This is a genomic window from Vogesella indigofera, assembly GCF_028548395.1.
Taxonomy (GTDB): domain Bacteria; phylum Pseudomonadota; class Gammaproteobacteria; order Burkholderiales; family Chromobacteriaceae; genus Vogesella; species Vogesella indigofera_A.
This window is the reverse complement of sequence record NZ_JAQQLA010000012.1, coordinates 77,779-104,129: the sequence shown is the minus strand read 5'-3', so window position 1 is coordinate 104,129 and position 26,351 is coordinate 77,779. Positions and strand designations below refer to the sequence as shown.

Here is a 26,351-nt window from a genome sequence, read left to right as displayed (position 1 = left end):
CGATGTCGCAATTTTTCATGATCCACCCGGAAACGCCGCAGGCGCGGCTGATCCGCGAGGCGGCCAAGATCATCCGCGAGGGCGGGGTGGTGGTATATCCCACCGACTCCTGTTACGCGCTGGGCTGCCACCTCGGCGACAAGAAGGCGATGGAGCGGCTGCTGGCCATCCGCCAGCTCGACCTCAAGCACCACCTGACCCTGGTCTGCGCCGACCTGTCGGCGCTGGCCAACTACGCGCGGGTGGACAATGCGCAGTTCCGCCAGCTGAAGGCGGCGACGCCGGGCAGCTTCACCTTCATCCTGCAGGCCAGCCGCGAGGTGCCCAAGCGCACGCTGCACCCCAAGCGCGCCACCATCGGCCTGCGCGTGCCGGACCATCCGGTGACGCTGGCGCTGCTGGCGGAACTGGGCGAGCCTATCCTGTCCTGTACCCTGCTGCTGCCCGGTGACGCCGAGGCGCTGACCGATCCCTACGAAATCCGCGAGCGGCTGGAACATCTGGTCGATCTGGTGATCGATGGTGGCTGGTGCGGTACCGAGCCGACCACCGTGATCGACATGACCGACGGCATCGAGCTGATCCGCCGCGGCAAGGGCGACCCGGCACTGCTGGGCCTGTAACCCGACAAGGAAACCCTCTTGGAAGAACTGAACCTGATCCAGAAGATCGCCATCTACGCACTGCCGGTGCTGCTGGCGATCACCCTGCACGAAGCCGCCCACGCCTACGCCGCCAAGCGCTTTGGCGACGCCACCGCCTACATGATGGGGCGCATGACGCTCAACCCGCTGAAACACATCGACCCGGTCGGCACCGTGCTGCTGCCGCTGCTGTCGCTGGTGATCGGGGGTTTCCTGTTCGGCTGGGCCAAGCCGGTGCCGGTCAATTTCGGCGCGCTGCGCAATCCGCGTGTCGGCATGCGTTGGGTCGCCGCCGCCGGGCCTGCGGCCAACCTGCTGATGGCGATCCTGTGGGTGCTGCTGCTCAAGCTGGCCATCGTGATGGACAACGACTACAGCCGGCCGCTGGCGCTGATGAGCCAGGCCGGCATCGGCATCAACGTGGTGCTGATGGTGCTCAACCTGATGCCCATCCTGCCGCTGGACGGCGGCCGCATCGTGGAGAGCCTGCTGCCGCGCCGGCTGGCCTACAACTTCTCGCGTCTGGAGCCGTACGGCATGTGGATCCTGCTGGCGCTGGTGTTTACCGGCCTGCTGTCCCCGATCCTGCGTCCCTTTACCACCATGGTTTACGAGCTGCTCGGCTTTTTGCTCTGAGCCTTAACCTGTCACTCACGGAACCCGACACACCATGTTTGCCAACCGCATTCTTTCCGGCATGCGCCCGACGGGCAGCCTGCATCTGGGCCACTACCACGGCGTGATCAAGAACTGGGTCGAGCTGCAAACCCGCCACGACTGCTACTTCATGGTCGCCGACTGGCACGCGCTGACCACCAACTACGACGAAGTCGCCATCATCGAGAAGTCGATCTGGGAAATGGTGATCGACTGGCTGGCCTCGGGTGTCGATCCGGAGCAGGCCACCATCTTCATCCAGTCCAAGGTGCCGCAGCACGCCGAGCTGCACCTGGCGCTGTCGATGGTGACGCCGCTGGGCTGGCTGGAACGGGTGCCGACCTACAAGGACCAGATGGACAAGCTGAACCACAAGGATCTGGCCACCTACGGCTTCCTCGGCTATCCGCTGCTGCAGGCCGCCGACATCCTGGTGTACAAGGCCGGGCTGGTGCCGGTCGGCGAAGACCAGGTGCCGCACATCGAGCTGACGCGCGAAGTGGCGCGCCGCTTCAATAACCTGTACGGCCGCGAGCCGAACTTCGAGGAGCTGGCGCGCGCGGCGGTGAAGAAGATCGGCAAGGCCGGCAAGCAGTTCGAGCAGCTGCGTACCCGCTACCTGCAGGACGGCGACGGCGAGGCGCTGCTGGCGGCGCGCGAGCTGCTAGCCGCCAGCCAGAACCTGGGCAACAGCGACCGCGAGCGGCTGCAGGGCTATCTGGAAAACAAGGGCAAGATCATCCTGCCGGAGAGCGAGGCCCTGCTGACCGCGGCGTCGAAGATGCCGGGGCTGGACGGCAACAAGATGTCCAAGTCGTACAAGAACACCATCACCATGCGCGAGACGCCGGAAGAGGTCAGCAAGAAGATCCGCGCGATGCCGACCGACCCGGCCCGCGTGCGCCGCACCGACGCCGGCAATCCGGACAAGTGCCCGGTGTGGCAACTGCACGAGGTGTACAGCGGCGACGATACCAAGCAGTGGGTGAAGGCCGGCTGTACCAGCGCCGGCATCGGCTGCCTGGAGTGCAAGCAGCCGGTGATCGAGGCGGTGGTGCGCGAGCAGCAGCCGATGTTCGAACGCGCCGAGAAGTACCTGGCCAACCCGAATCTGGTCAAGGAGATCGTGTTCGAGGGCTGCCACAAGGCGGAACTGGTGGCGCGCGAGACGATGAAGGAAGTGCGCGAGGCGATGGGCCTGGGCTACTGAGCGCCATACCCGGACTGGCCGCTGTTGCGGCCAACCTTGCAAGGCAAAACCCCCGCTGGCAGCCGCTGGCGGGGGTTTTTGTCTGCCATGCGGCACAAGGTTGGCCGCAAGGCCGTGGGCGGGGTGCCTCAGTCGTTGAGGCCGAGGAAGCTGCGCAGGCGGGCCTCGATGATGCGCGGGTTCTCGCCATTGGCGATGGCGATCAGGCCTTCCAGCGTCAGCTCCTTGAGATTGACCTCCAGGCTGATCAGGTTTTTCAGCTTGTTGGCGATCGGCAGCAGGAACAGGTTGGCGATGCCGACACCGTACACGGTGGCGACGAAGGCCACCGCGATGCCGCCGCCGAGCTTGGACGGATCGGACAGGTTTTCCATTACGTGGATCAGGCCCAGCACCGCGCCGAGAATGCCCATCGTCGGCGCGTAGCCGCCAGCGGACTCCCAGATCTTGGCCGCCTGCTTGCGCGCGTGCTCGAAGATGCCGATCTCGGTTTCCAGCACGTCGCGGATGATCTGCGGCTCGGCGCCGTCGACCAGCATCTGCAGCCCCTTGCGCACGAACGGGTCCTTCTGGTTGTTGATATAGCCTTCCAGCGACAGCAGGCCGCCGCGGCGTGCCGCCTGGCTCCAGCTGACCAGGTCGCGGATCAGCTTTTCCTGGTCGTGCACCGGCGGGCGCAGCACCCAGCCGGCCATGCGCAGGCCGGTGAGGAACTGCTTCGGCGTCGACTGCAGCATCACCGCGCTGAAGGTGCCGCCGATGACGATCATGAAGGCGGTGACCTGGATCAGCGAGCCGATATGGCCGCCTTCCAGTGCTTGTCCGGCCAGAATGGCGGTCAGGCCGCCGATGATGGCTATGAGGCTGATTTTATCCACAGGTTATGGTTTCCGTACGCGTGGCGGGTTCAGGTCCAGTCGCGCAGACGCGTGCGCAGGCGGGCGATGGCCTGGCTGTGCAGCTGCGAGACGCGGGATTCGGAGACGCCCAGCACGGCGCCGATTTCTTTCAGGTTGAGGTCCTGCTCGTAGTACAAGCTCATCACCAGCTGGTCGCGCTCCGGCAGCAGCTTGATGGCGTCGATCAGCGCGCTGCGAAAGTGGTCTTCGGCGAGGTTGTCCAGCGGGGTGGCGGCGTCGCCGTCGACGATGTTGTCGATCTGCTTGCTGCCATTGCCTTCGTCATCGTGGAAGTCCTCGAAGTGCACCAGGGTCAGCCCCTTGCACTCGGCCAGCATCGCCTGGTAGTCGCTCAGCGGCATGGATAGGCTGTCGGCGATCTCGCTTTCCGCCGGGCTGCGTCCCAGCTGCTGTTCCAGCTGGTGGATGGCGCTTTCGATCTGGCGCACATTGCGTCGCGCCTGGCGCGGCAGCCAGTCCTCGCGGCGCAGCTCGTCCAGCATCGCACCGCGGATGCGCTGGCTGGCGAAGGTTTCGAACAGCACGCCCTGCGCGCTGTCGAACTGGCGCGCGGCCTCGATCAGGCCGATGGTGCCAACCTGGATCAGGTCGTTGATGTCGACGCTGGCCGGCAGCCGCGCCATCATCAGGCTGGCCAGTTTCTTGACCAGCGGTGCGTGCTGGTTGATGTCGATGGTTTCGCGCTGGCTGTGCTGCTGATAGGCCTGCCATTTATTTGCTACTGCCATATTTAATGACCTGTCAAATCTGCAAGCGCTTTGCTTGTCATTAAAAGATGTTCGAGATAACTGCCGCGCGGGGTGTCGTCGTCGGGCGCGTGCCACTGCGGCAGCATCTGCGCCAGCTGCAGGTAGGCGTGCGCGGCCTCGCTGTCCGGAAACGCCTCCACCACCGGGCGCCGTAAAGTCTGACTCTTTCTGATGGTGTTGTCATCAGGGACGAAGCCGACCCAGCGCAGGCCGACCGGCAGGTAGTCACCGGCCACGCGCTGCAGGCGGCTGAAGATCGCCTGCGCCTCGTCAAAGTTGGCCGCACGGTTGACCAGCACGTTGAAGCGGCGGCGCGCGTAGTCCTGTGCCAGCCGCTTCAGCTGCGCGTAGCCGCCCATCAGGCTGTCGGAGGACGGGGTCAGCACCAGCACCAGGTTGTCGGCGATGCAGCAGGGGCCGGGGTCTTCGCTCAGCGACGGGGTATCCAGCAGCAGCAGTGCCGCGTCCTGTTCCACCGATGCGAATTCGTTGATCAGGCGGCGCCAGATGCGCGGCGACAGCCGCGTGCGCTCGTCGACGCTGGCGGCGAGGTTGACCAGGGTCAGGCCGTGGCGGTTGCTGACCATCAGTTCGTTGAGATCGCCGAGACTCACCGCGACGCTGCCCAGCGTGCCGGCCGCCGGCAAGCCGAGGCGACGCGCCAGTTGCTGGCCGTTACGGTGCTCGATCAGCAGCGGGCGTTGCCGCTGCAGCGCCAGCGCCGCCGCCAGTTCGCCGGCGACGGTGCTCTGGCCGCAGTGGTCGGCGCCGAAAAAGGCGAAGGACGGCGGGTAGTCGTGCTGTGCCTGGCGGCGCAGACCGGAAGCCTGATCCAGCACGCTCATGACAGCCAGCCGGACTGCGCGGCATTGAGCATCGCCATTTCATCGCTTTCCGGATTGAACGGCGAGGCCAGCTGTGCGGCGCGCAGCGCGCGGTCGATCAGTAGCTCGGCATGGGCGGCATGGATGTCTTCCGGCACGCGCTGGCCGTTGGTGACGTAGAACAGGCGCAGGCGGTGGCGGATGACGACGTCCAGCCCCGGTCCCAGCATCAGCGCCTCGTCGATCTTGGACAGGATGGCACCGGCGAGGCCGTCGCCGCGGTAGTGGCGCACCACGTCTTCCAGTGTGTGACCGTCGGCGTTGGCGGCCAGCAGCAGCAGGCGCTCCACCGGGCGGCCGGTCTGGTTGAACATGTCCAGCTGCGCCTGCACCCGCGCGTCGCGCTGGCCCATGCCGACGGTGTCGATCAGCACGATCTTGCGCTGCGCCAGATCAGCCAGCGTCAGCTGCAGGTCGCCTTCGTTCTGCACCGAGAACACCGGCACGCCGAGGATCTTGCCGTAGATGCGCAGCTGGTCCTGGGCGCCAATCCGGTAGGTGTCGGTGGTGATCAGCGCCACATTCTGCGCGCCGTGGCGCATGGTGGCGCGGGCGGCCAGCTTGGCGACGGTGGTGGTTTTGCCGACGCCGGTGGGGCCGACCAGCGCGTAGATGCCGCCACGCTCGATCGGATCGTGTTGCGGGTCCATGCACTTCAGGTTGTGGATCAGCGCCGAACGCGCCCACTTCTGCGCGACATCACCTTCGTACTGTGGCGGCAGCTTCTGTGTCAGCTGGCGGATCAGCGTCGAGCTGAAGCCGGCGGTGAGCAGGTGCCGGAACAGCTCGGCACGGTTGGGTGTGCGCTGCTCCATGTCCGACCAAGCAAAACCGGCCAGCTGGCTTTGCAGCAGGCTGCGCAGCTGCTTGATCTCGTCGCCGATCTGTTTCAGTTCCTGCGCCATTTGCTCGCGCTCGACGTCGCTGTTGCTGGCAAGGTTGGCCGCAGGCCGGGCCGGCGCAACTTGCGGCTGTGGTGCCGCCTTCGGTGGCGGGCTGTTGCCCTGCACGTGGGCGAGGAACGGTTTCGGTTCGGTGCTGGCTTTTGCCTGCGGCGGTGGTGGTGGCGGTGTCGGCACCGCCGGCGCTTCCAGTGGCTCCACCGGCATCGCGTAGGTGCGGGCGATGGCGCGGTTCATGCTGCCGCCCGCGGCGGCGGGCGCGGGCACCGGTGACGGTGTCGGCGCATTGCGCGGCGGGTGTTTCGGCTGCGACGGCGGCGTCAGGGTGGTGGCCAGCGCGGACACGTCGGCATCGGCGACGGCCATGATCTCTACGCCACCGCCCAGGGTAGGGCGGTTGGACAGGATCAGCGCATCGGCGCCCAGTTCTTCGCGAACCTGGCGTAGCGCATCCCGTGTTGTTTTGCCGTAGAACTTTCTGACCACCATGATGCGTTAGCTTTTGCTCCCCCCGATCACCGCAATTATACGAATGGATTTGCTGTCCGGTATTTCATTATGCGAAATCACGCGTAACTGCGGCAGGGCACGGCGCAGAAAGCGTGCCAGCAAAGGCCGTAATGCCGGTGGGGTCAATAATACGGGATTAAAGCCCTGGTTTTCGACTTGTTCCGATTGTTCCGCGGCATTGGCCAGCAGGTTTTCCGCCAGCCCCGGCTCCAGACCGCCGCCCTTGCTCTGTACCGCCTGCAGCAGGATGCCTTCCAGCTGCGGGTCCAGCGTCATCAGCGGCAGCTCCTGCTCGCCGGGGAACAGCTGCTGCACGATGGCGCGCGACAGCGCGGTACGCACCGCCGAGGTCAGTTCGTCGATGTCGGCGGTAACGCCGACGTGATCGGCCAGCGTCTCGATGATGGTACGGAAGTCGCGCAGGTGGATGCCGTCGGTCAAGAGCTGCTGCAGCACTTTCTGCAGGGTGCCGATCGGTACCACCTTCGGTACCAGGTCCTCGATCAGTTTCGGCGCTTCCTTGGCCTGGTGGTCGATCAGCGCCTGCACTTCCTCGCGGCCGAGCAGTTCGGCAGCGTGGGTCTGCAGCAGGTTGGACAGGTGGGTGGCGACCACGGTGCTGGCGTCGACCACGGTATAGCCCAGCGTCTGCGCCTCGTCGCGTTTGCTGGCATCGATCCAGATTGCCGGCAGGCCAAAGGCCGGATCGGTCGTCGGGCTGCCTTGCAGCTCGCCGCTGACCTGGCCGGGGTTGATGGCCATGAACTGGCCGACGAAAGCCTCGCCACTGCCCACTTCCACGCCCTTGAGCAGGATGCGGTAGGCGTTGGGGCGGATTTCCAGGTTGTCGCGGATGTGGACCGGCGGCACCAGGAAGCCGAGTTCCTGCGCCATTTTCTTGCGGATGCCGCGGATGCGGCGCAGCAGCTCGCCGTCCTGTTCGCGATCGACCAGCGGGATCAGACGGTAGCCGACCTCCAGCCCGAGGGCATCGACCGGCTGCACGTCTTTCCAGCTGACTTCGGTCAGCGGCTGGTCCAGCACCGCCGGTGGCAGCACTTCGATTTCGGCTGGCTGCGTGGCGCGGCGCGCGGCGCTGATTTCCAGCCAGCGGGCACTGCCGGCGAGAATGGCAGCGATCATCAGGAAGGCAACGTGCGGCATGTTCGGGATCAGGCCCAGCATGCCGATCACCGCGGCGGTGAGGTACAGCACCGTCGGGTTGGCGAACATCTGCCCCAGCAGTTGTTCCGACAGACCTTTTTCGGTGCCGACCCGTGCTACCACCATGCCGGCGGCGGTGGAGATGATCAGCGCCGGGATCTGTGCCACCAGGCCGTCGCCGATGGTGAGCAGGGTATAGGTTTCGGCGGCCTCGGCCACCGGCAGGTCGTGCTGTACGATGCCGATGATCAAGCCGCCGACGATGTTGATCACGATGATCATGATGCCGGCCACGGCATCGCCGCGCACGAACTTGGAGGCACCGTCCATCGAGCCGAAGAAGTTGGCCTCTTCGCCGATCTTGGCGCGGCGGGTACGCGCCTCGTCCTCGCCGATCAGGCCGGCGTTGAGGTCGGCATCGATCGCCATCTGCTTGCCGGGCATCGCGTCCAGCGCGAAGCGGGCCGAGACTTCGGCGATCCGGCCGGCACCCTTGGTGATCACCACGAAGTTGATGATGGTAAGGATGATGAACACCACGATACCGATGGTAACGTTGTCGCCAATCAGGAAGTGGGCAAAGGATTCGATCACCGCGCCGGCGGCGGCGGAGCCGTTATGGCCTTCCAGCAGGATCACCCGGCTACTGGCCACGTTCAGCGACAGGCGCAGCAGGGTGGTGATCAGCAGCACCGAGGGAAAGGAGGAGAATTCCAGCGGTTCGCGCGTGTTGATACCCACCATCAGCACGATGATGGAGACGGCAATATTGAAGGTAAAGAAGATGTCCAGCAGCACCGGCGGCAGCGGCAACACCATCATGGCCAGTACCAGGATGATCAGGACCGGGCCTGCCAGGGTGTTCAGATCAATCTTTTTCAGGAAGTCCTGCAGTGTGTTCATGCCTCGTTGCGATGACGTGCTGCGTTAGGTTTTTGGCGGCGTATGTTGCTGGCGTTTGCTTTCGGGGTCAAGTTCGGCAGGGACGTCCAGCTGCTCGGGGAACACCGGGGCCAGACCGCCGCTTTGCTCGAAGTGTTTCAGCTGGTGAATATAGGCCAGCACCTGTGCGGCGGCGGTATACAGCTGCGACGGAATCTGCTCGCCCAGCTCGACGTTGAAGTACAGCGCGCGGGCAAAGCTGGGCGCGCGCAGGATGGCGATACGGTGTTCCTGGCCGGCGTTGATGATGCGTTCCGCCAGCTTCAGGCTGCCCTTGGCGATCAGCACCGGAGCGGCCATTTCTTCATCATACTTGAATGCAACGGCATAGTGAGTCGGGTTGGTAACAATTACATTGGCGTTCGGGATCTCCTGCATCATGCGTTTGCGTGCCGCCTCGCGCTGCAGCTGGCGAATGCGGCCCTTGACCTCGGGCGAACCTTCCTGCTGCTTGTATTCCTGCTTCACTTCATCCTTGGTCATGCGCAGGTTCTTGTGGTACTGCCATAGCTGGAACGGTACATCCAGTACCACCAGCAGCAGCATGGCACCGACCACCACCAGAAAGGTGTGCTCCATCAGCGCCACCAGTTTCAGCAGCGCACCATCCAGCGGCATGCTGATCAGCCCCATCAGCTCGTCGCGCTCGTTCCAGATTGTCCAGGTGGCGACGCCGCCGATCAGCGCGCTTTTCAGCACCGCCTTTAGCCCTTCGGTGGCGGCATTGACCGAGAACAGCCGCTTGATGCCGCTGAGCGGGTTGAGCTTGCCGAAATTGGGCATGAAGCCCTTGCTGGTGAAGTTCCAGCCGCCGATCAGCAGCGGTGTCAGCGCCGCCACCAGCAGCAGCCCGCCCAGCAGCGGCGCCATTTGCAGCAGGGTGTCCTGCACGCTCTGCCGCAGCCGCTCCATGATGACCAGCGGGTCGCGCAGGCTTTCCTGGTTGAAGGTAAACCAGGCGATCATGCTTTCCTTCATGGCGGTGAACAGCTGGCCGCCAGTGGCGATGAGCAGGGCCAAGCCTGCCATGGTGACGGCAAAAGTGTTCAGCTCGCGCGAGCGCGGGACGTTGCCGTCCTCGCGCGCCTGTTCGAGTTTTCGCGCCGAGGGTGATTCGGTGCGATCTTCCTTGTCTGAGTCTTCAGCCATGGCGCGGTGATGTGACCCTGTGGATTAATGATTCGATGCGCGATGGTAGCGTATTTGCCTGTGCTCTGCGCGCCGCGCGGCAGGTGTCGTCACCAGCGGTTGATAGTAGAATTGGTGCATTCAATTGACTGGCGCTTTACATGAAACAGTATCTCGACCTGATGCAGCACGTGCTGACGCACGGCACCGACAAGTCCGACCGCACCGGCACCGGCACCCGTTCGGTATTCGGCTACCAGATGCGCTTCGATCTCGCCGCCGGCTTTCCGTTGGTGACCACCAAGAAGTGCCACCTGCGCTCCATCATCCACGAACTGCTGTGGTTTCTGTCCGGCGACACCAATATCCGCTATCTGCAGGAGAACGGCGTCCGCATCTGGGACGAATGGGCCGACGACAACGGCGACCTCGGCCCGGTATACGGCTACCAGTGGCGCAGCTGGCCGGCGCCGGATGGCCGCCACATCGACCAGATCGCCAACCTGCTGGACATGATTCGCCGCAACCCCGATTCGCGCCGGCTGATGGTGTCGGCGTGGAACCCGGCGCTGGTGGACGAGATGGCGCTGCCGCCGTGCCACAGCCTGTTCCAGTTCTACGTGGCGGACGGCAAGCTGTCGTGCCAGCTGTACCAGCGCTCGGCCGATATCTTCCTCGGCGTGCCGTTCAACATCGCCAGCTATGCGCTGCTGACCATGATGGTGGCGCAGGTGTGCGGCCTCAAACCGGGCGACTTCGTGCACACGCTGGGCGACGCGCACATCTATAGCAACCACTTCGAGCAGGCCCGCCTGCAGCTGACGCGCGAGCCGCGGCCGTTGCCGACGATACGCATCAACCCGGAGGTCAACGACCTGTTCGCCTTCAAGTTCGAAGACTTCACGCTGGAGGGCTACGACCCGCATCCGCACATCAAGGCGGAGGTGGCGGTATGAGCCTGCGGCCAACCTTGACCCTGGTGGCGGCGATGGCGCGCGGCAACGTGATCGGCATCGCCAACACCCTGCCGTGGCATCTGCCGGAGGACCTGAAGCACTTCAAGGCGGTAACGCTGGGCAAGCCGGTGCTGATGGGGCGCAAGACCTTCGATTCCATCGGCCGCGCCTTGCCCGGTCGGCTGAACATCGTGATTACCCGGCAGCCGGACTGGCAGCACGAGGGCGTGACGGTGGCGCACTCGCTGGACGAGGCGCTGGCGCTGGCGGCCAACGTTGACGAGGTGTGCGTGATCGGCGGCGCCGAGCTGTACCGCCAGGCGCTGCCGCTGGCCGACCAGCTGCGGCTGACCCATATCGAGCTGGCGGTGGCCGGCGATGCCACTTTCCCGGCGTGGCGCGACGAGGAGTGGCTGGCCACGGCGCAGCCGGCGCAGACCGCCGCCAACGGGCTGGTGTACCGCTTCGTCGATTACCGGCGCCGTGCCTGACGCGGCGTGAACAAGCAAAAGGCGGCCGCGAGGCCGCCTTTTTCATGGCTGCTGCGGCTTAGCTGCCGTCGGCGCCGAGTGCCGTGGCCGAGGCTTGCGCCAGCTGGCTGTAGTCGTGGCCGAACTGCTGGATCATGTGGCGCAGCCTGGTCTGGTCACGGGCGATGATCGCCTGCAGCAGGCCGTCGAGGAAGTCGTGGGTCTGTTCGATGCGGCTCTTGCCGGCGCGCAGGATGGCAAACAGGCAGCGCTGCGACAGCGGCAGCAGGTCATGCAGCGTCTGCGCCAGGTAGCGGTTGCCGGCGTGCTGATACAGGGCGCCGAGAAAGCTGACGCCGTGGCGGTAGAAGCCGTCAAGATCGTCGTTGCGGTTGCACTCGCCCAGTGCCGTCATCAGTTCGAAGAAGTCGGCGAGGTCGTCGTTCTGCCAGTTGTGCGCCAGATGCGACACCGCCTGTTCCAGTAGCACGAACCACAGCTCGAAGAAGTCGCGCACGTCGCCGGCGGTCATGCTGGCGACAATGGCGCCGCGGCGCGGATAGATGTCAACCAGATGGCGGCGCTGCAGGATCAGCAAGGCCTCGCGCACCGAGCCGCGGCTGACGTTCAGTTCCGCGGCAATGCGCAGTTCCTGGATGCGTTCGCCGGGCAGCATGTTGCCACTGATGATCTGGTTGCCGAGAAAGCGGGCAATCTGTTCGGTGAGGGAATCGTTGGCCTTGAAGCTCATTAAAGCTCCTGATGAATTCGACTGGGGCGTTGCGGCACGCACTGTAAACTTTATATTGTCCGGCAATCGGACTGTATCCGCATTCTAGCATCAAACCGGTGCCCTGGTCGGCAGCGCCGCAAGCGCCGCGTGTTGCAAAATCACCCGTTTTCGCCGCCGGCGCCAAAAAGCACTTGCGCGAAAACGCCCCTCACCTTACGATTCAAACGCTTGTTTAAATCAGGGCCGGGCGAGGATCATGAGGGGCTAACATCATAAGTGGCTCGCAAGGAAATGGTTGAGACAGCTGCTTCAAGAGCAATAACGTCGCTTGTTATTGCGTGTTCCATCGGGAACCTTGCAGGTACGACACGGGTGTTACCTCTCCGCTAGCGCGGGGAGGTTTTTTTTTTGCCTGCCCGCGCGTCAGTGCGGGCTCTTGTCGCGCGCGCGCTCGGCGGCGACCAGGTCGGACAGCAGGATGTTCAGCGCGTCGGTCGACATGCGCAACTCCAGCAGCGACATGCCCAGCGAGCTGATCAGCAACAGCAGGCTGGCGCCGAAGGTCATCTGCGCCGCCTGCGGCCAACCGGTATAGATCAGGAACATCGCCACCACGCACAGGAACAGGCTGGCCACGCCCATGCTCTGCATCCATTTGATCAGCGCGATGCGGCGGCGCAGGGTGCCGATCTGGCGCACGATCTTGTCGCTGGGCTGCTGCTGATAGTCGTCATACAGGCCGCGCACGATGCTGGACAGCGCCAGGTAGCGGTTGGTGTAGGCGAGCAGCAGCAGGGAAATGGCCGGAAACAGCAGGGCCGGGGTGGTCAGGTTGAGCATGGCTAGTTTTCTTCGCTGATCAGCACGTCGATGCCGTTGGCGGTCAGGTTGTAGAGTTCGATCACGTCTTCGTTGCGCATGCGCACGCAGCCGCGCGAGGTCGGCGTGCCGAACGGCACGTGCTGGCCGGCACCGTGGATGTAGATGGCACGGTCATAGCTGTCGACCTCGCCGCCCTGGTTCTTGCCCGGCTCCATGCCGCACAGCCACAGGATGCGGGTCAGGATCCAGTCCTTGTCCGGGTATTCGGCGGCCAGCTGCGGTGTGTACTTCCACGGCGTCACCTTGCGCCGGTAGATGATGGTGTCGGCGGCGACATCATCGCCGATGCGTTCGCACACCCGGTGCCAGCCGCGCGGGGTCTGGTAGCTGTTGACGCGCTCGCCGACGCCGTTCCTGGCGGTGGACACGGTGTAGCGCTTCTGCGGCAGGCCGCGACCGTCGTAGAGGGTGAGCGACTGCTCGGCGACGCTGACGTGCAGCCACGGCTGGCCGGGGTTGAGGCGGTTGGCATGGGCGGCCACCAGCGGACCGTCCTGCTGCTGCAGGATGAAGTCTGCCGGGCCGGCAACGAGGCTGCCGCTGCAGCACAGCAGCAGTAGCAATAGCCATTTCATCACGCTTCCTTCCTGGCGGTGTGGCGGCGCTGGCGGAAAAAGTCGGCCAGCAGGCCGGCACAACTTTCGGCGTCGATGCCGCCGTCGATGGCGGTCTGATGATTCAGTTTAGTCTCGGCAAACAGGTTCAGCACGCTGCCGGCGGCGCCGGTCTTGGCGTCAAAGGCGCCGAACAGCACGTGGTCGATGCGTGCGTGCAGGATGGCGCCGCTGCACATCGGGCACGGCTCCAGCGTGACGTAGAGCTGGCAGCCGGCCAGCCGGTAGTTGCCAAGGTTGGCCGCAGCGTCGCGCAGTGCCAGCATCTCGGCGTGCGCCGACGGGTCGTGGCTGGCGCAGGGACGGTTGTAGCCGCGGCCGATCACCTCGCCATTCCTGACCACCACCGCGCCAACCGGCACCTCGCCCTCCATCGCCGCCTGCTGCGCCAGTTCGCGCGCCAGCGCCATGAAGCGCTGGCGTTCGGCCAGCGGCGGCAGCGGGCGCTGCGGCGGCAATTGCGCCAGCGCCGTGCGCAGCCGCAGGCGGTCGTCATCGTTCAGCTGCGACCAGTGTACGCCGCGGATCGCCGCCTCCAGCGCGTACAGCAGCTTCAGCGTCACGGTGTGGCCGCCGGCCTTGAGCAGGGCATAGGCGCGCGCGGCGCCGTATTGCGCCAGTGTCGGGCGATCGCTGATGTCCAGTTCGTGCAGCCAGCGGATGGCGGCAGGGGGCAGCGGTGGGGAGAGCAGGGGTGTGGTCATGGTATCCAGACGGTTGCGGCCAACCTTGAGGTTGGCCGCAGGCCGGGGGGCGGCCTCAGGCGAGGCGGCGGGTGGCCATCAGGTAATTGACGTCGGTGTCGTCATTGAGACTGTAGACGCGGGTCAGCGGGTTGTAGCCGATGCCGGCCAGGGTTTCCACGCCCAGCCCGGCGTTGCGCGCCATGCGCGACAGCTCCGACGGCTTGAGGAAGCGCGCGTACTCATGGGTGCCCTTGGGCAGCATGTTCAGCACGTACTCGGCGCCCAGTACCGCCAGCAGGTAGGACTTGGCGTTGCGGTTGAGGGTGGAGAAGAACACCCAACCACCCGGTTTCACCAGCTGCGCGCAGGCGCGCACGATGCTCTGCGGATCGGGCACGTGTTCCAGCATTTCCATGCAGGTCACCACGTCGAAGCTGGCCGGCGCCTCGGCGGCGAGGTCTTCCACCGCGACACAGCGGTAGTTGACGCTGACGCCGGATTCCAGGCTGTGCAGCTGCGCCACTTTCAGCGATTTCTTGGCGAGGTCGATGCCGGTGACGCTGGCCTCGTAGTGGGCCATGCTTTCCGATAGGATGCCGCCACCGCAGCCGACATCCAGTACCGCCTTGCCGGCCAGGGCCGCGTGCTGGTCGATGAAGTCGAGGCGCAGCGGGTTGATTTCATGCAGCGGCTTGAACTCGCTGTCCATGTCCCACCACTTGTGGGCGATCTGGCTGAATTTGTCGAGTTCCTGTTCGTCAACGTTGCTCATGCTGGTTCCTTAATTACCGAGAATGCGGACACGCCAGCTGTCGGCGCGGGCTTTCAGTTCTGCTTCGTCCAGCGTGGTCAGCTTGCGCTCGCGCAGGACATTGCGACCATTGACCCACACGTGGCTGACCTGTTCGCGGCCGGCGGCGTAAACGATGTGCGAGATCGGATCGAAGTTGGGGCTGGTCTCGATCTGGGCCAGATCGACGGCGATCAGGTCGGCCTGCTTGCCGACGGCGATGCTGCCGACCTTGTGCTCGATGCCCAGCGCGCGGGCGCCGTGTAGCGTGGCCATGCGGATGGCGGTGGCGGCCGGCACCGCGGTCGGGTCCAGGGTGCCTACCTTGGCCAGCAGCGCGCCCATACGGGTTTCGCTCAGCATGTCCAGCTTGTTGTTCGATGCCGCGCCGTCGGTGCCGATGCCAACGTTGACGCCTGCGGCCAACAGTTTCTGCACCGGTGCGATGCCGGACGCCAGCTTCATGTTGGAGGTCGGGTTGTGGGCGATGGACACGCCATGCTTGGCCACCAGCGCGATTTCGGCGTCGGTGAGGTGCACCATGTGCGCGGCAATCAGGCGTGGTGACAGCAGGCCGAGATTGGCCAGGCGTGCCAGCGGCCGCTGCTGGTACTGCTCGATGCTGCCGTTGACCTCATCCAGGGTCTCGTGGATGTGGCAGTGGATCAGCATGTCTTCCTGCTCGGCCAGCGTCACCACCTTGCGAAAGGTGTCGTCGGCCACGGTGTACGGTGCGTGCGGTGCCAGGGTGAAGGTCACCAGCTCCTCGCCGAGGAACTGGCTGCGCTCGGCCATTGCCTTGCTGATGTAGTCGTCGGCGTTCTGGCCGTAGACGGTGGGGAATTCCAGGATCGAGCAGCCGACAAAGGTGCGCATGCCGGCGGCCAGCGCGGCGCGCGCCATCGCGGCATGGAAGAAGTACATGTCGTTGATGGTGGTGGTGCCGCTGCGGAACATCTCGCCCATCGCCAGCAGCGCGCCGTCAAACACGAAGGCATCGCTGACATGTTTGCCCTCTGCGGGCCAGATGTGGTTCTGCAGCCAGTCCATCAGCGCCTTGTCGTCGGCCATGCCGCGTAGCAGGGTCATCGCCGAGTGGCCGTGCAGGTTGACGAGGCCCGGCATCAGCACGTGGTTGTCGAGGTTCAGGTGTTCGCTGGCGCTGACACCGGCGACTTCGGCCGGCGACAGAATGGCAACAATGCGGCCATCGCTGATCGCCAGCGAGTGGTTGTCAAGAATGACACCATCTTGTTCTACTGTAATAATCCAGCGTGCGGTGATGAGTTGGTCGTAATGACGATGCGACATTGGTGTGTGACCCTGTAAATAATTGCCGGCGATTGTAGGCAGCGCCGTACGCTTTCGACAACCCGCCTGCGGTAGCCGGCGCGCGCGATAAAGCGTAATTGTAAGGCAAAGCGGCGGTAGGCTCGTGCTGCGCTGCGCGATGGCAAACATTTGCAGTCGCTTTGCCGCTGAGACACAATGATTCGGTACGACGATTGTAGCGCAGACGCATAAGCGGATTCACGCTGCAGCCGTCACTGCAGGCTTGCAAGCGCCCCACCCGTGGCGAGCGGCAAATGATCTGGCTTGGTAACAGTCAGGCTTTTCTTAAAAATAAAATAATGTGGCAGCCCTGCGGCAACCCGATATATGACAAGACAAGCAGAAACGTTTGATTACTCCCAGCCTGGCGGCCGATTGTCGCTACGCCAGGCATTCCTGATTGCCGTTGTGCTCGGCCTGCTGTTTCCCGCCTTGTTGATCAGTTTCCTCAGTTTCAACCTGCAGCGCGACAAGATGGAGACGCAACTGGCCGTCGACCAGAACCGGCTGCTGGAAATCGTGGCGCTGGGGATGCAGGAGCCGCTGTGGAACCTCAGCCGTCAGGCCGGTGCACCGCTGGTATCGTCGGTGATGGACGACGAACGCATCATTTCGGTCCGCGTTTCCGACACCCAGTCCAATACCATCTTCCTGTCCGCGCTGCGCAGCGAACGCCGTATCGGCGGCGTGGCCTTCGTGCAGAAACCGGTGGTCTATCGCGGTGAGGAAATCGGGCAGGTCAATATCGAGTTCGATACCGAGCATCTGGGCATTGCCCAGAAAAACCAGCTGAAAGACCTGCTGCTGATCGTGGCGGCGCAGCTGTTGCTGTCCATCGTGCTGATCATGAGTATCCTCAACTCGCGCTTCCTGAAGCCGATCCGCCAGCTGTCGGAGCAGGCCACGCAGTTGGCCGCACTGAAGCTGGACCAGCCGTTCCAGTGGGGGCGCCAGGACGAGATTGGCACCGTCGGCAAGCATCTGGAATGGATGCGCGCCGAATTGAAACGGCTGATCGACGAGCTGAAGGCCAAGACGCTGGCGCTGGAGGCGGACATCGAGCGCCGCCGCGAAGTGGAAGACGCGCTGCGCCGTTCCGAGAACAAGTACCGTGAGCTGTTCTGGTCCAATCTGGACGGCATCGTGATCAGCTCGCTGGAAGGGCAGGTGATCGACGCCAACCCCGCCTTCCTCAGCCTGATCGGCTACAGCCTCGACCAGCTCAAGCTGCAGAACTTCTGGAAGGTGGTATCCGACAACAGCGAGGCGGTGGAGCGCTACAACCTCGACAACAAGGTGATGCGCTTCGGTTTCTGCGACGAGTTCGAGGTCGAGTACATCAACCGCCTTGGCAGCGCCATCCCGGTCAGCGTCAAGACGGTGGCGATGCGTGACGCCGACGGCCGCATCACCGCGGTGTGGCGCATGGTGCGCGACATCTCCGAGCGCCGAGCCGCGGAAGAACGCATGCAGCTGGCGGCCAAGGTGTTCGAGAACACCGCCGAAGGCATCATGATCACCGATGCCCAGGTCTGCATCCGCAGCGTCAACCGCGCCTTTACCGAGATTACCGGCTTCGGCCAGGACGAAGTGCTGGGCCAGCGGCCAACGGTGCTCAGCTCCGGCCGCCACAACAAGGAGTTCTACGACAACCTGTGGTCGGTGCTCAACGAGCAGGGGCAGTGGCAGGGCGAGGTATGGAACCGCCGCAAGAACGGCGAGGTGTACCCGGAATGGCTGGCGATCAATGCGGTGAAGAGCCTGGCCGGCGAAGTGACGCACTACGTGGCGATCTTCAGCGACCAGTCGGAGCGCAAGGCCGCCGACGAACGCATCCAGTTCCTGGCCCACTTCGACGTGCTCACCGGCCTGCCCAACCGCGGTCACCTGCAGGATCGCGCACTGCTGGCGATCCAGAATGCCTCGCACGACAATGGCAAGCTTGGCGTGCTGCTGCTCGATCTCGACCGCTTCAAGACCATCAATGAATCGCTGGGTCACGCCGCCGGCGACATCCTGCTGAAGATCGCTTCCGAGCGCATCCGCCGTGTACTGGGTGCCGGGGAAGTGGTGGCGCGGCAGGGCGGTGACGAATTCCTGGTGCTGCTGCCGCTGATCAACGATGCCGCCGATGCGGTGCATGTGGCGGAAAGCATTCTCGCCGAGTTCGCCGCACCGATCGACGTCTACAGCCACTCGCTGGCAATCACCGCCAGTATCGGTATCAGCCTGTTCCCGGACGATGGCCGCGATTTCGACACCCTGGTGCGCAATGCCGACGCGGCGATGTATCACGCCAAGTCCAGCGGTCGCAACAACTACAAGTTCTATACCGCCGATCTCAATGCCCGGGCGCGCGAGATCCTGGCCATCGAAAGCCAGCTGCGTCACGCCGTCGACCGCCACGAGTTCGTGCTGCACTACCAGCCGCAGGTGGAGATGAGCAGCGGCAACATCATCGGCGCCGAGGCGCTGATCCGCTGGAACCACCCGACGCTGGGGCTGCTGGGGCCGCTGCACTTCATCGATGTCGCCGAGGAGCGCGGCTATATCGTGCAGATCGGCAACTGGGTGATCCGCGAAGCCTGCCGCCAGATCGCGGAATGGCACGGCAAGGGCCTGCCGCTGATGACGGTGGGGGTCAACCTGTCGGCGCTGCAGTTCCGTCACCAGGATCTGGTCGGCTTGCTGCAGGACGCGCTGGCCGAGTACCAGTTGCCGGGCAGCTGCCTCGATGTGGAAGTGACCGAGAGCGTGATCATGGACGACCTGGAGTCGACGGTGCAGACCATCCGCGCCATCCAGGCGATGGGTATCCGCATGTCGATCGACGACTTCGGCACCGGCTATTCCAGTCTGGCCTACCTCAAGCGCTTCAAGGCCGACAAGCTGAAGATCGACCGCTCCTTCGTACGCGACATTCCGGGCGACCAGGACGATACCGCGATTACCCGCGCCATCATCAACATGTCGAAGAACCTCAACATGCAGGTGGTGGCGGAAGGGGTGGAGACGGTGGAGCAGTGGCAGTTCCTGGCGCAGGAAGGCTGCCACCAGGTGCAGGGCTACCTGCTGTCCAAGCCGGTGTCTGCAGAGGCGGTGGAGCCGCTGCTGCGGCAGAAGTGCCTGCTGCCGCGACTGGAGTAAGCGGTGGCGGTTTGCCCGGGCTTCGCCCCACGCCACGAGTCTGCCTCGTGGCGTTTTTGTTGCCGTCGCATGTTGCAGCGCAGCTTGCTGACGACGGATGGCGGGTGTAGCCTGTTGTCTGTCGTGCATGGGCACGACCTGTTGCCAAGCCCTGGAGAAACTGCCCGATGAAGCGCAACGCTTGCTCGTTCCGGGCTGCCGCCATGTCCGGCTGCCTGACGGAACACTGGTACACCCTCGACATCGTTCTTGCCTACGACTTCCCGCGCGCCTGATGCCTGCCGCAGCCGTCCGGCTGCCCCTGCTTTTCCTTTCCTACAATTGAATTGACGCTTGTGGCCCTCGCTGCCACGCCGCCTGCCTGCGCACATCCCGTGCCCGGCAGCATGCCGGCGTGCGCCTGAAGCTTGGCCGCAAGGCAAGGAGCATCATCATGGCACGACGCATTCCCGAACCATTCCGCATCAAGATGGTAGAGCCGATCAAGCAGACCACACCGGAATTCCGTCGCCAGGCACTGGCCGACGCCGGCTGGAACCCTTTCCTGTTGCGTGGCGAGGATGTCTATATCGACCTGCTCACCGACAGCGGCACCGGCGCGATGTCCGACCGGCAGTGGGCCGGCATCATGACCGGCGACGAGGCCTACGCCGGCAGCCGCAACTACTACCAGCTGGCCGATACCGTAAAAGAGGCGTTCGGCTACCAGCACACGCTGCCGACCCACCAGGGCCGCGGCGCCGAGCAGATCCTGTTCCCGGAGCTGGTCAAGCGCTGCCAGGGCGATAGCCCGGTGTTCCTGTCCAACTATCACTTCGACACCACCAAGGCCCACGTCGAGATCGCCGGCGCCCGCGCCATCAACGTGCTGACGCCGAAGGCGCTGGACACCACCACGCCGTACGACTGGAAGGGCGACTTCGACCTGCCAAGGTTGGCCGCAACGATAGAAGAAGTCGGTGCGGCCAACGTCGCCGGCCTGATCATCACCGTCACCTGCAACAGCGCCGGTGGCCAGCCGGTGAGCATGGCCAGCATCCGCGAGGCGGCGGCGCTGGCGCGCCAGCACGGCATCCCGGTGATCATCGACGCCGCGCGCTTTGCCGAGAACGCCTGGTTCATCCAGCAGCGCGATCCGGACTACGCCGGCGTGCCGGTGCCGGCCATCGTGCGCGAGATGTTCAGCCACGGCGACATGTTCACCATGTCGTCGAAGAAGGACGCGCTGGTCAACATCGGCGGCCTGTGCTGCTTCAAGGACGACATCGAGCTGTTCCGCACGGTGCAGGTACGCTGCGTGGCGATGGAAGGCTTCATCACCTACGGCGGCCTCGCCGGCCGCGACATGGCGGCGATGGCGATCGGCCTGCGGGAGGGCATGGACGAAGACTACCTCGCCTACCGCATCGGCCAGGTGGCGTATCTGGGCGAGCGTCTGGCGGCCGGCGGTATCCCGATCCAGACTCCGACCGGCGGTCACGCGGTGTTCGTCGATGCCAAAAAGCTGTTGCCGCACATCCCGGCCGGGCAGTTCCCGGCGCACGCGCTGGCCTGCGAGCTGTATCTGGAAGGCGGCATCCGTGGCGTGGAGATCGGCTCGCTGCTGCTGGGACGCAATCCGGCCACCGGCGAGCAGGAGGCGTCGCCGTTCGAGCTGTTGCGCCTGACCATCCCGCGCCGGGTGTACACCAATGACCACATGGACTACATCGCCGATTGCCTGATCGACATCCAGTCGCGTGCTGCCGGCATTCGCGGCCTCGCTTTCGATTACGAGCCGCCTATCCTGCGTCATTTCACCGCACGGCTGAAGCCGGTTTAACGCGCTAGCGCTCACCTCAAACGGACAAGCCCGGCGTTCACCATGACGCGCGGCTTGTCCGTTTTTGCTTCTCGGGCGACGATAGCGTGATGAAACAGCTCCTTGTCGTGGTCCTGCTTGCCAGCAGCCTGCCTTGGTCGGCGCCGGCCGAGGCCGTCACCACCGTGACACTGTCCTATTCCGGCCGCGCGCTGATCTACGACGGCGAGCTCACCGCCGCCGCCAACCGCCGCCTGTTCGCCCTCTATGACGCGGCGACGGTGAAGCCGGTGACGCTGGTGATCAGCAGTGCCGGCGGCCATTTCGCGCACGGTCTGGAGCTGGGCGCATGGCTGCATCGCCAGCCGCTGCAGCTGCATGTGCCGGCGTACTGCAATTCCGCCTGTGCCAATTACGTGTTCACCGCCGCGACAAGCCGCGAGCTGGGCGATTACGCCATCGTCGCCTTTCATGGCGGCATGACGGACACGGCCGACCGCCGCGCGCAGCTGCAAGCGCAGCTTGCACCGGGCAGCCCGGCAACGGTGGAGGCACGGCTGGAACGCTATCTGCGCGACGCCCAGCAGCGTGAAACGCGCTTTTTCCGCGATATCGGCGTGGATCAGCGCATCACCTCCTATGCCTATCAGGCGCCGTATCGCGCCGCCCTGGCGCGCTACCCGTCGTGGACTTATTCGCTGGCCATGCTGGCGCAATTCGGCGTGCGAGATATTCGCGTCAGCAGCGGTGAGCGCTGGTTTCCGCGCCCGGCCAGGCATGGCCTGTTGCTGATCGAGGCGCCGGGCCGCTTCGGTTGCATTGCGCCGGACATGGCGATCGACCGGTTGCTGGACTGTGCCGGCGCGTCATGACGCTGCCGTTGCGGGTACGGGCCGGGTTTGATGTTGCTCCGGACTGTTCTATGGTTAGGCAAGAGTGTTGCTCCGGCTGGCTGCCTGTCGCGGCCGACGGTGGTAGGCCAGAGCAGGTTTTCCGGGAGCTGCCGGCATGGAAATCAAACTGAACAATCCGCACGGCACCGTCTGGCTGCGGCTGGCCGCCGTGTATTTCGTGGTCGGCGTCTGGCTTGGCATCTACATGGGCGCCTCCGGTGACCACTTGCTGTACCCGGTGCACGCCCACCTCAACCTGCTGGGCTGGGTGTCGATGGCACTGTTCGGCATCCTGTTCCGCAAGTTTCCGGCCATGGGTGCCTCGCCGTTGGCGCGCATCCAGTTCTGGCTGTACAACCTCGGCCTGCCGCTGCTGATGCTGGCGGTGGCGGCCATCCACCGCGGCTACCGCGCCATGGAGCCGGTCGCCGGCGTGGCGTCCATCGTGCTCGGCATCGCGGTGCTGCTGTTTGCCCTCAACGTGTTCCGCAATGCCGGCAACTAGCCGTGCCTGATCGTACTATTGGCTGGTAGCGGTTGCTTGTGCGCATCTTGTAGTTGATAGTAATTCTCGATTTGGCTATGGTGCGGTTTTCACTTCGTCCGCGCCATGCCATGACCGCCCAGTTGCCCCCCCTCGATCACATCCCCGCCGATCTGGTGTCCGCAGCCGACTACCAGCGCTACGCTGCACGTCACATGAGCGCCAATGCCCGTGCCTATGTCGACAGCGCCGCCGCGGACGAGCTGAGCCATGCGGCCAACCTTGCCGCTTTCGCGCGCCGGCAGTTGCAGACGCAGGTACTGGCCGATGTCCGCGGCGGCCATTGCCGTAGCGAGCTGTTCGGGCTGTCGCTCAGCCATCCGTTGCTGCTGGCGCCGGTGGCGTACCAGAAGCTGGTGCACGCAGACGGCGAGCGGGCGGCCGCCTATGCCGCCACCGCCATGGGCAGCAGCATGCTGGTCAGCACCCTAGCCAGCACGCCGCTGGAGGAGGTCGCCGCCGCGGCGCAGGGCGCGTTGTGGTTCCAGCTGTACTGGCAGCACGATCGCGCGGTGGTGGTGGAACTGGTTCGGCGCGCCGAGACCGCCGGTTACCGCGCGCTGGTGCTGACGGTGGATGCGCCGCTGGCCGGGGTGCGCAATGCAGAGGCGCGCGCCGGCTTCCAGCTGCCGCCACGGGTACAGGCCGCCAACCTGGTGGGCATGACGCCGTACCAGCCCGCGTTGGCGGCGGGGCAGAGCATGGTGTTTGACGGGTTGATGGCGGTGGCGCCGAGCTGGGCGGATATCGACTGGTTGCGGCAGCAGACGCGCTTGCCGCTGCTGCTGAAGGGGGTGCTGGCGCCACGCGATGCACGGCGGGCCGTGCAGCAGGGCGTGGATGGCTTGATCGTGTCCAACCATGGCGGGCGGGTGCTGGATTCGGTGCCAGCCAGCCTCGATGCGCTGCCGCGCATCGCCGCGGCGGTGGACGGTGCGCTGCCCTTGCTGCTGGACGGCGGCATCCGCCGTGGCAGCGACATCCTGAAAGCGCTGGCGCTGGGGGCCTCGGCGGTGCTGATCGGCCGTCCCTACATTCACGCGCTGGCGACCGCCGGCGCGCTGGGGGTGGCGCACCTGCTGCGCACGCTGCAGGAGGAGCTGGAGGTAGCGATGGCGCTGACCGGCTGCCGCACACTGGCCGACATCTCGCCGGAGGTGCTGTGGCCCGAGTGAGGCGTTGCGGCCAACGTTGGCCGCAACCATCTGTCGCGTTAAAGCAAAGCGGCCCGCAATCGCGGGCCGTTTTGCTTGGAGCGTGTTCACGATCTCGCGAACTCACGCGAGACAAGGCGAAAACGACTGAGGACGCAGCGTTCAGCTGGATATAAACCAGCATGCCGAAGCTGTTTTCAACGCCGTATCACCTCGTTGATATTCGTCGCAGCAGCTCGTGACCAGGTTCTCAGGCGGAGATCATCTGCAGTGTGATGTCCGGTGCCGTTGTGCCGCCATCCAGTACCGGATGGGGGTGGGCGCTGTGCATGCGCAACTCGCCGTCGACGAACAGGCGCACATCCACGGCGTAGCGCTGGCCGGCCTGGATGGCCTGCGGGTCGTAGCACAGTGCGAAGGCGGCCGGAAAAGTGATCTTTTCCAGCGATTGCTCGGCGATCACCGCCGCGGCCTCCGTGCCGTCACCCAGCGCCAGCAGGCGCACGCGCAGCAGGGTCTTGTCCTGCGGCCACAGCATTTTCTCGCGGTACGACACCGTGCCGTTCAGATAGGCCAGGGTTGGCCGCAACGGGGTGGCGCAGGCGGCCAGCAGGCCGGCCGACAGCGCCAGCAGCAGCTGGCGGCGGGGAAACGGGGTGTGCATCATGGGGTTTGCTCCGTGCTGGCCTTGCCAAGGGTGACCATCGCGCCTTCCGCAGGCAGCCATTCGCTCTGTACCCGCCAGCTGCCCTGCTTGTCCTGCAGCCGCACATACCAGTGGCTGACCTGATCCGGTTTCAGCACGCCCTGGTACAGCTTGTCGCCGACGCGCTGCAGCGCGATGCGCTGGTCGCCCTGCTGCCGGGTCGGGTGCAGCAGCAGCAGTTCCGGGGTGCCGGTCAGCGGCTTGGCGCTGGTGTCGACCACGCGCACGCTGCGCATGTCGTCACTGAACATCACCTGGGCGTTGATGCCCAGCGACTGGGCGGCCAGGTCGCGTTTCAGCTCCAGGTTGATGTCCTTGCCCTGCTTGTAGTAGTCGTCATTGACCATGTCGTCGGCGCCACGCACGATGATGCCGAAGGTGACAAAGCCGGCAATCACCACCAGCAGCGGCCCCGACATCAACAGCCAGAACCAGCGTTCCTTGTACCAGGGGCGAGCCGCCCCTGTTTGTTTCTGCATCGTCATTCTCCGATAAAGCTCGATTTTTCCTCGATGGCGGTGCCATCCGGTAGCGACTCGACCCGGAAGTAGATCTTGTGGCTGCCCTTGGTCGCGTATTGTGGATCAGCCTGCACCCGCACGTCGATCTGTTCGTTCTCGGTGGCCTTGACCACGATGTCCTTGCGGTCGACCACCAGTTTCAGGTCCGGCAGGCCTTCGACCGTGATGCGGAAGTGTTGTTCCGTTTCGGAAACGTTGATGATGCGCACGCTGTAGTTGTTCTCCAGCCAGCCGTCGTCGGTCTCGCGCACCAGCGAGGCGCGGTCCTTCAGGATGTCGACCTTGAACGGCTTGCGCAGCGCCAAGGACGTGACCGCGGCACCAAAAATGATGACCAGCAGCAGCAGGTACAGCACCACGCGCGGCCGTTTCAGTCGCGACCAGAATTCGCTTTCCGGATACTTGCCTTCCAGTGCCGCCTCGGTGGTGTAGCGGATCAGGCCTTTCGGGCTGCCGACCTTGACCATCACCTCGTCGCAGGCGTCGATACAGGCGGCGCAGCCGATGCATTCGTACTGCAGGCCGTTACGGATGTCGATGCCGACCGGGCACACCTGTACGCAAATGCCGCAATTGATGCAGTCGCCGAGATTGGTGTTGTCCTGGCCTTTCTTGCGCGCGCCGCGCGGTTCGCCACGTTTTTCGTCATAGGAGATGATCAGCGTGTCTTCGTCGAACATCGCGCTCTGGAAACGGGCGTACGGGCACATGTACTTGCACACCTGCTCGCGCATGTGGCCGGCCAGCAGGTAGGTGAAGCCGGCGTAGAAGAACATCCAGAAGAGTTCCCACGAGCCGTAGTCGAAGCTCGGCAGCGCGGCGACCAGATCCAGCATCGGCGTGAAGTAGCCGACCAGGGTAAAGCCGGTCAGCAGCGAGAACACGATCATCAAGCCCTGGCTGGTGGCGCGCAGGCGCAGCTTGCGCAGCCCCATCGCCTCCTTGTCGAGCTTGAGGCGCTTGTTGCGGTCACCCTCCACCAGCTGTTCGATCCAGATCATGATCTCGGTGTAGACGGTCTGCGGACAGGAGTAACCACACCACAGCCGGCCGGCGATGGTGGTCCAGGCGAACAGCGCAAAGGCGCAGCACATCAGCAGTGCGGCGAGGTAGACGAAGTCTTGTGGCCAGATGGTGAGGCCGAACAGGTAGAACTTGCGGTTGACCAGGTCAAACAGCACCGCCTGGCGTCCGTTCCATTGCAGCCAGGGCAGGCCGAAGTAGAACAGCTGGGTGGCGACCACGAACAGGATGCGCCAGTTGTTGAACAGGCCGCTGACGCTGCGCGGATGAATCTTTTTCTGTGCCTCGTACAGCGACACGGTCTGCATTTCCGGTTTGGCCGGCTCGACCTTGACCGGGATGTCTTTCAGCTTTTGGCTCATGCTGCGGTTCCTGGCTAGAAAATTTCG

25 protein-coding genes are annotated in these 26,351 nt (G+C 64.6%); 10 read left to right on the top strand and 15 right to left on the bottom strand.

Annotation, left to right across the window (positions count from 1 at the left end; genetic code table 11):
- The first annotated feature begins 2 nt into the window (after positions 1-2).
- Genes PQU89_RS16180 through PQU89_RS16170 form a run of 3 tightly spaced genes read left to right on the top strand, consistent with a single transcriptional unit; the run spans position 3 to position 2,511 of the window.
- Complete coding sequence (locus PQU89_RS16180; RefSeq protein ID WP_272766700.1) at positions 3-623, top strand: L-threonylcarbamoyladenylate synthase; 621 nt, start codon at positions 3-5, stop codon at positions 621-623.
- A gap of 18 nt (positions 624-641) precedes the next feature.
- Positions 642-1,280 (top strand): site-2 protease family protein, encoded by a 639-nt coding sequence (locus PQU89_RS16175; protein ID WP_272766699.1) that lies wholly within the window; start codon positions 642-644, stop codon positions 1,278-1,280.
- A 34-nt stretch (positions 1,281-1,314) separates the two neighbouring features.
- Positions 1,315-2,511: a tryptophan--tRNA ligase gene (locus tag PQU89_RS16170; protein WP_189353228.1), complete on the top strand. Its 1,197-nt coding sequence runs from the start codon at positions 1,315-1,317 to the stop codon at positions 2,509-2,511.
- Positions 2,512-2,639: 128 nt separating this feature from the next.
- On the opposite strand, the gene PQU89_RS16165 is transcribed toward PQU89_RS16170, so the two are convergent.
- From PQU89_RS16165 to flhB, 6 genes are read right to left on the bottom strand one after another with little or no spacing between them, the layout of a single operon-like run.
- Positions 2,640-3,389 carry a flagellar motor protein gene (locus tag PQU89_RS16165; protein ID WP_047966182.1) on the bottom strand — a complete coding sequence of 250 codons (750 nt, stop codon included), beginning with the start codon at positions 3,387-3,389 and terminating at the stop codon, positions 2,640-2,642.
- A gap of 29 nt (positions 3,390-3,418) precedes the next feature.
- Entirely contained in the window at positions 3,419-4,159 is a 741-nt protein-coding gene (locus PQU89_RS16160; protein WP_272766698.1) for an RNA polymerase sigma factor FliA, read from the bottom strand.
- A gap of 2 nt (positions 4,160-4,161) precedes the next feature.
- Positions 4,162-5,025, bottom strand: a complete 864-nt coding sequence (locus tag PQU89_RS16155) for a MinD/ParA family ATP-binding protein (RefSeq protein ID WP_272766697.1) — start codon at positions 5,023-5,025, stop codon at positions 4,162-4,164.
- Positions 5,022-6,455: a flagellar biosynthesis GTPase FlhF gene (flhF, locus tag PQU89_RS16150; RefSeq protein ID WP_272766696.1), complete on the bottom strand. Its 1,434-nt coding sequence runs from the start codon at positions 6,453-6,455 to the stop codon at positions 5,022-5,024. The genes PQU89_RS16155 and flhF overlap by 4 nt, the downstream gene beginning before the upstream one ends.
- Before the next feature lie 6 nt (positions 6,456-6,461).
- The gene (gene flhA, locus PQU89_RS16145) at positions 6,462-8,543 is read right to left on the bottom strand and encodes a flagellar biosynthesis protein FlhA (RefSeq protein ID WP_272766695.1); all 2,082 of its coding nucleotides are present in this window, start codon (positions 8,541-8,543) and stop codon (positions 6,462-6,464) included.
- A gap of 24 nt (positions 8,544-8,567) precedes the next feature.
- Positions 8,568-9,731, bottom strand: a complete 1,164-nt coding sequence (gene flhB / locus PQU89_RS16140) for a flagellar biosynthesis protein FlhB (RefSeq protein ID WP_272766694.1) — start codon at positions 9,729-9,731, stop codon at positions 8,568-8,570.
- A 140-nt stretch (positions 9,732-9,871) separates the two neighbouring features.
- Between flhB and PQU89_RS16135 the strand changes: the two genes are divergently transcribed.
- Together PQU89_RS16135 and PQU89_RS16130 are read left to right on the top strand one after the other, a co-directional pair.
- Positions 9,872-10,666 carry a thymidylate synthase gene (locus tag PQU89_RS16135; RefSeq protein WP_272766693.1) on the top strand — a complete coding sequence of 265 codons (795 nt, stop codon included), beginning with the start codon at positions 9,872-9,874 and terminating at the stop codon, positions 10,664-10,666.
- Positions 10,663-11,157 (top strand): dihydrofolate reductase, encoded by a 495-nt coding sequence (locus PQU89_RS16130; protein WP_272766692.1) that lies wholly within the window; start codon positions 10,663-10,665, stop codon positions 11,155-11,157. The genes PQU89_RS16135 and PQU89_RS16130 overlap by 4 nt, the downstream gene beginning before the upstream one ends.
- A 58-nt stretch (positions 11,158-11,215) precedes the next feature.
- Here the strand turns inward: PQU89_RS16130 and PQU89_RS16125 are convergent, their stop codons facing one another.
- The 6 genes from PQU89_RS16125 to PQU89_RS16100 form a co-directional block, all read right to left on the bottom strand.
- Positions 11,216-11,887 carry a GntR family transcriptional regulator gene (locus tag PQU89_RS16125; protein ID WP_272766691.1) on the bottom strand — a complete coding sequence of 224 codons (672 nt, stop codon included), beginning with the start codon at positions 11,885-11,887 and terminating at the stop codon, positions 11,216-11,218.
- A 405-nt stretch (positions 11,888-12,292) separates the two neighbouring features.
- The gene (locus PQU89_RS16120) at positions 12,293-12,709 is read right to left on the bottom strand and encodes a DUF2721 domain-containing protein (protein ID WP_272758839.1); all 417 of its coding nucleotides are present in this window, start codon (positions 12,707-12,709) and stop codon (positions 12,293-12,295) included.
- A gap of 2 nt (positions 12,710-12,711) precedes the next feature.
- Complete coding sequence (locus PQU89_RS16115) at positions 12,712-13,326, bottom strand: L,D-transpeptidase (RefSeq protein WP_272766690.1); 615 nt, start codon at positions 13,324-13,326, stop codon at positions 12,712-12,714.
- The gene (tadA, locus tag PQU89_RS16110; RefSeq protein WP_272766689.1) at positions 13,326-14,069 is read right to left on the bottom strand and encodes a tRNA adenosine(34) deaminase TadA; all 744 of its coding nucleotides are present in this window, start codon (positions 14,067-14,069) and stop codon (positions 13,326-13,328) included. Before tadA ends, PQU89_RS16115 begins: the two co-directional genes overlap by 1 nt.
- Before the next feature lie 55 nt (positions 14,070-14,124).
- On the bottom strand, positions 14,125-14,823 hold the full coding sequence (ubiG, locus tag PQU89_RS16105) for a bifunctional 2-polyprenyl-6-hydroxyphenol methylase/3-demethylubiquinol 3-O-methyltransferase UbiG (protein ID WP_189374353.1): 699 nt from the start codon (positions 14,821-14,823) through the stop codon (positions 14,125-14,127).
- A gap of 9 nt (positions 14,824-14,832) precedes the next feature.
- Entirely contained in the window at positions 14,833-16,152 is a 1,320-nt protein-coding gene (locus PQU89_RS16100; RefSeq protein WP_272766688.1) for a TRZ/ATZ family hydrolase, read from the bottom strand.
- Positions 16,153-16,500: 348 nt separating this feature from the next.
- On the opposite strand from PQU89_RS16100, the gene PQU89_RS16095 reads away from it, so the two are divergent.
- From PQU89_RS16095 to PQU89_RS16075, 5 genes are all read left to right on the top strand, one after another.
- Complete coding sequence (locus PQU89_RS16095) at positions 16,501-19,320, top strand: EAL domain-containing protein (protein WP_272766687.1); 2,820 nt, start codon at positions 16,501-16,503, stop codon at positions 19,318-19,320.
- A 433-nt stretch (positions 19,321-19,753) separates the two neighbouring features.
- Positions 19,754-21,142, top strand: coding sequence for a tryptophanase (locus tag PQU89_RS16090; protein ID WP_272766686.1), 1,389 nt, complete (start codon positions 19,754-19,756; stop codon positions 21,140-21,142).
- Between the two features lie 89 nt (positions 21,143-21,231).
- Positions 21,232-21,993 carry a hypothetical protein gene (locus PQU89_RS16085; RefSeq protein ID WP_272766685.1) on the top strand — a complete coding sequence of 254 codons (762 nt, stop codon included), beginning with the start codon at positions 21,232-21,234 and terminating at the stop codon, positions 21,991-21,993.
- 136 nt (positions 21,994-22,129) lie between these two features.
- Positions 22,130-22,519 carry a hypothetical protein gene (locus PQU89_RS16080; protein WP_272766684.1) on the top strand — a complete coding sequence of 130 codons (390 nt, stop codon included), beginning with the start codon at positions 22,130-22,132 and terminating at the stop codon, positions 22,517-22,519.
- Positions 22,520-22,641: 122 nt separating this feature from the next.
- The gene (locus tag PQU89_RS16075) at positions 22,642-23,733 is read left to right on the top strand and encodes an alpha-hydroxy acid oxidase (RefSeq protein WP_272766683.1); all 1,092 of its coding nucleotides are present in this window, start codon (positions 22,642-22,644) and stop codon (positions 23,731-23,733) included.
- A 229-nt stretch (positions 23,734-23,962) separates the two neighbouring features.
- Here the strand turns inward: PQU89_RS16075 and PQU89_RS16070 are convergent, their stop codons facing one another.
- Genes PQU89_RS16070 through ccoG form a run of 3 tightly spaced genes read right to left on the bottom strand, consistent with a single transcriptional unit; the run spans position 23,963 to position 26,324 of the window.
- Positions 23,963-24,379: a YbaY family lipoprotein gene (locus PQU89_RS16070; RefSeq protein ID WP_272766682.1), complete on the bottom strand. Its 417-nt coding sequence runs from the start codon at positions 24,377-24,379 to the stop codon at positions 23,963-23,965.
- On the bottom strand, positions 24,376-24,897 hold the full coding sequence (locus PQU89_RS16065) for a FixH family protein (RefSeq protein ID WP_272766681.1): 522 nt from the start codon (positions 24,895-24,897) through the stop codon (positions 24,376-24,378). The genes PQU89_RS16070 and PQU89_RS16065 overlap by 4 nt, the downstream gene beginning before the upstream one ends.
- A 2-nt stretch (positions 24,898-24,899) precedes the next feature.
- Positions 24,900-26,324, bottom strand: coding sequence for a cytochrome c oxidase accessory protein CcoG (ccoG, locus tag PQU89_RS16060; protein ID WP_272766680.1), 1,425 nt, complete (start codon positions 26,322-26,324; stop codon positions 24,900-24,902).
- Positions 26,325-26,351 lie beyond the last annotated feature (27 nt).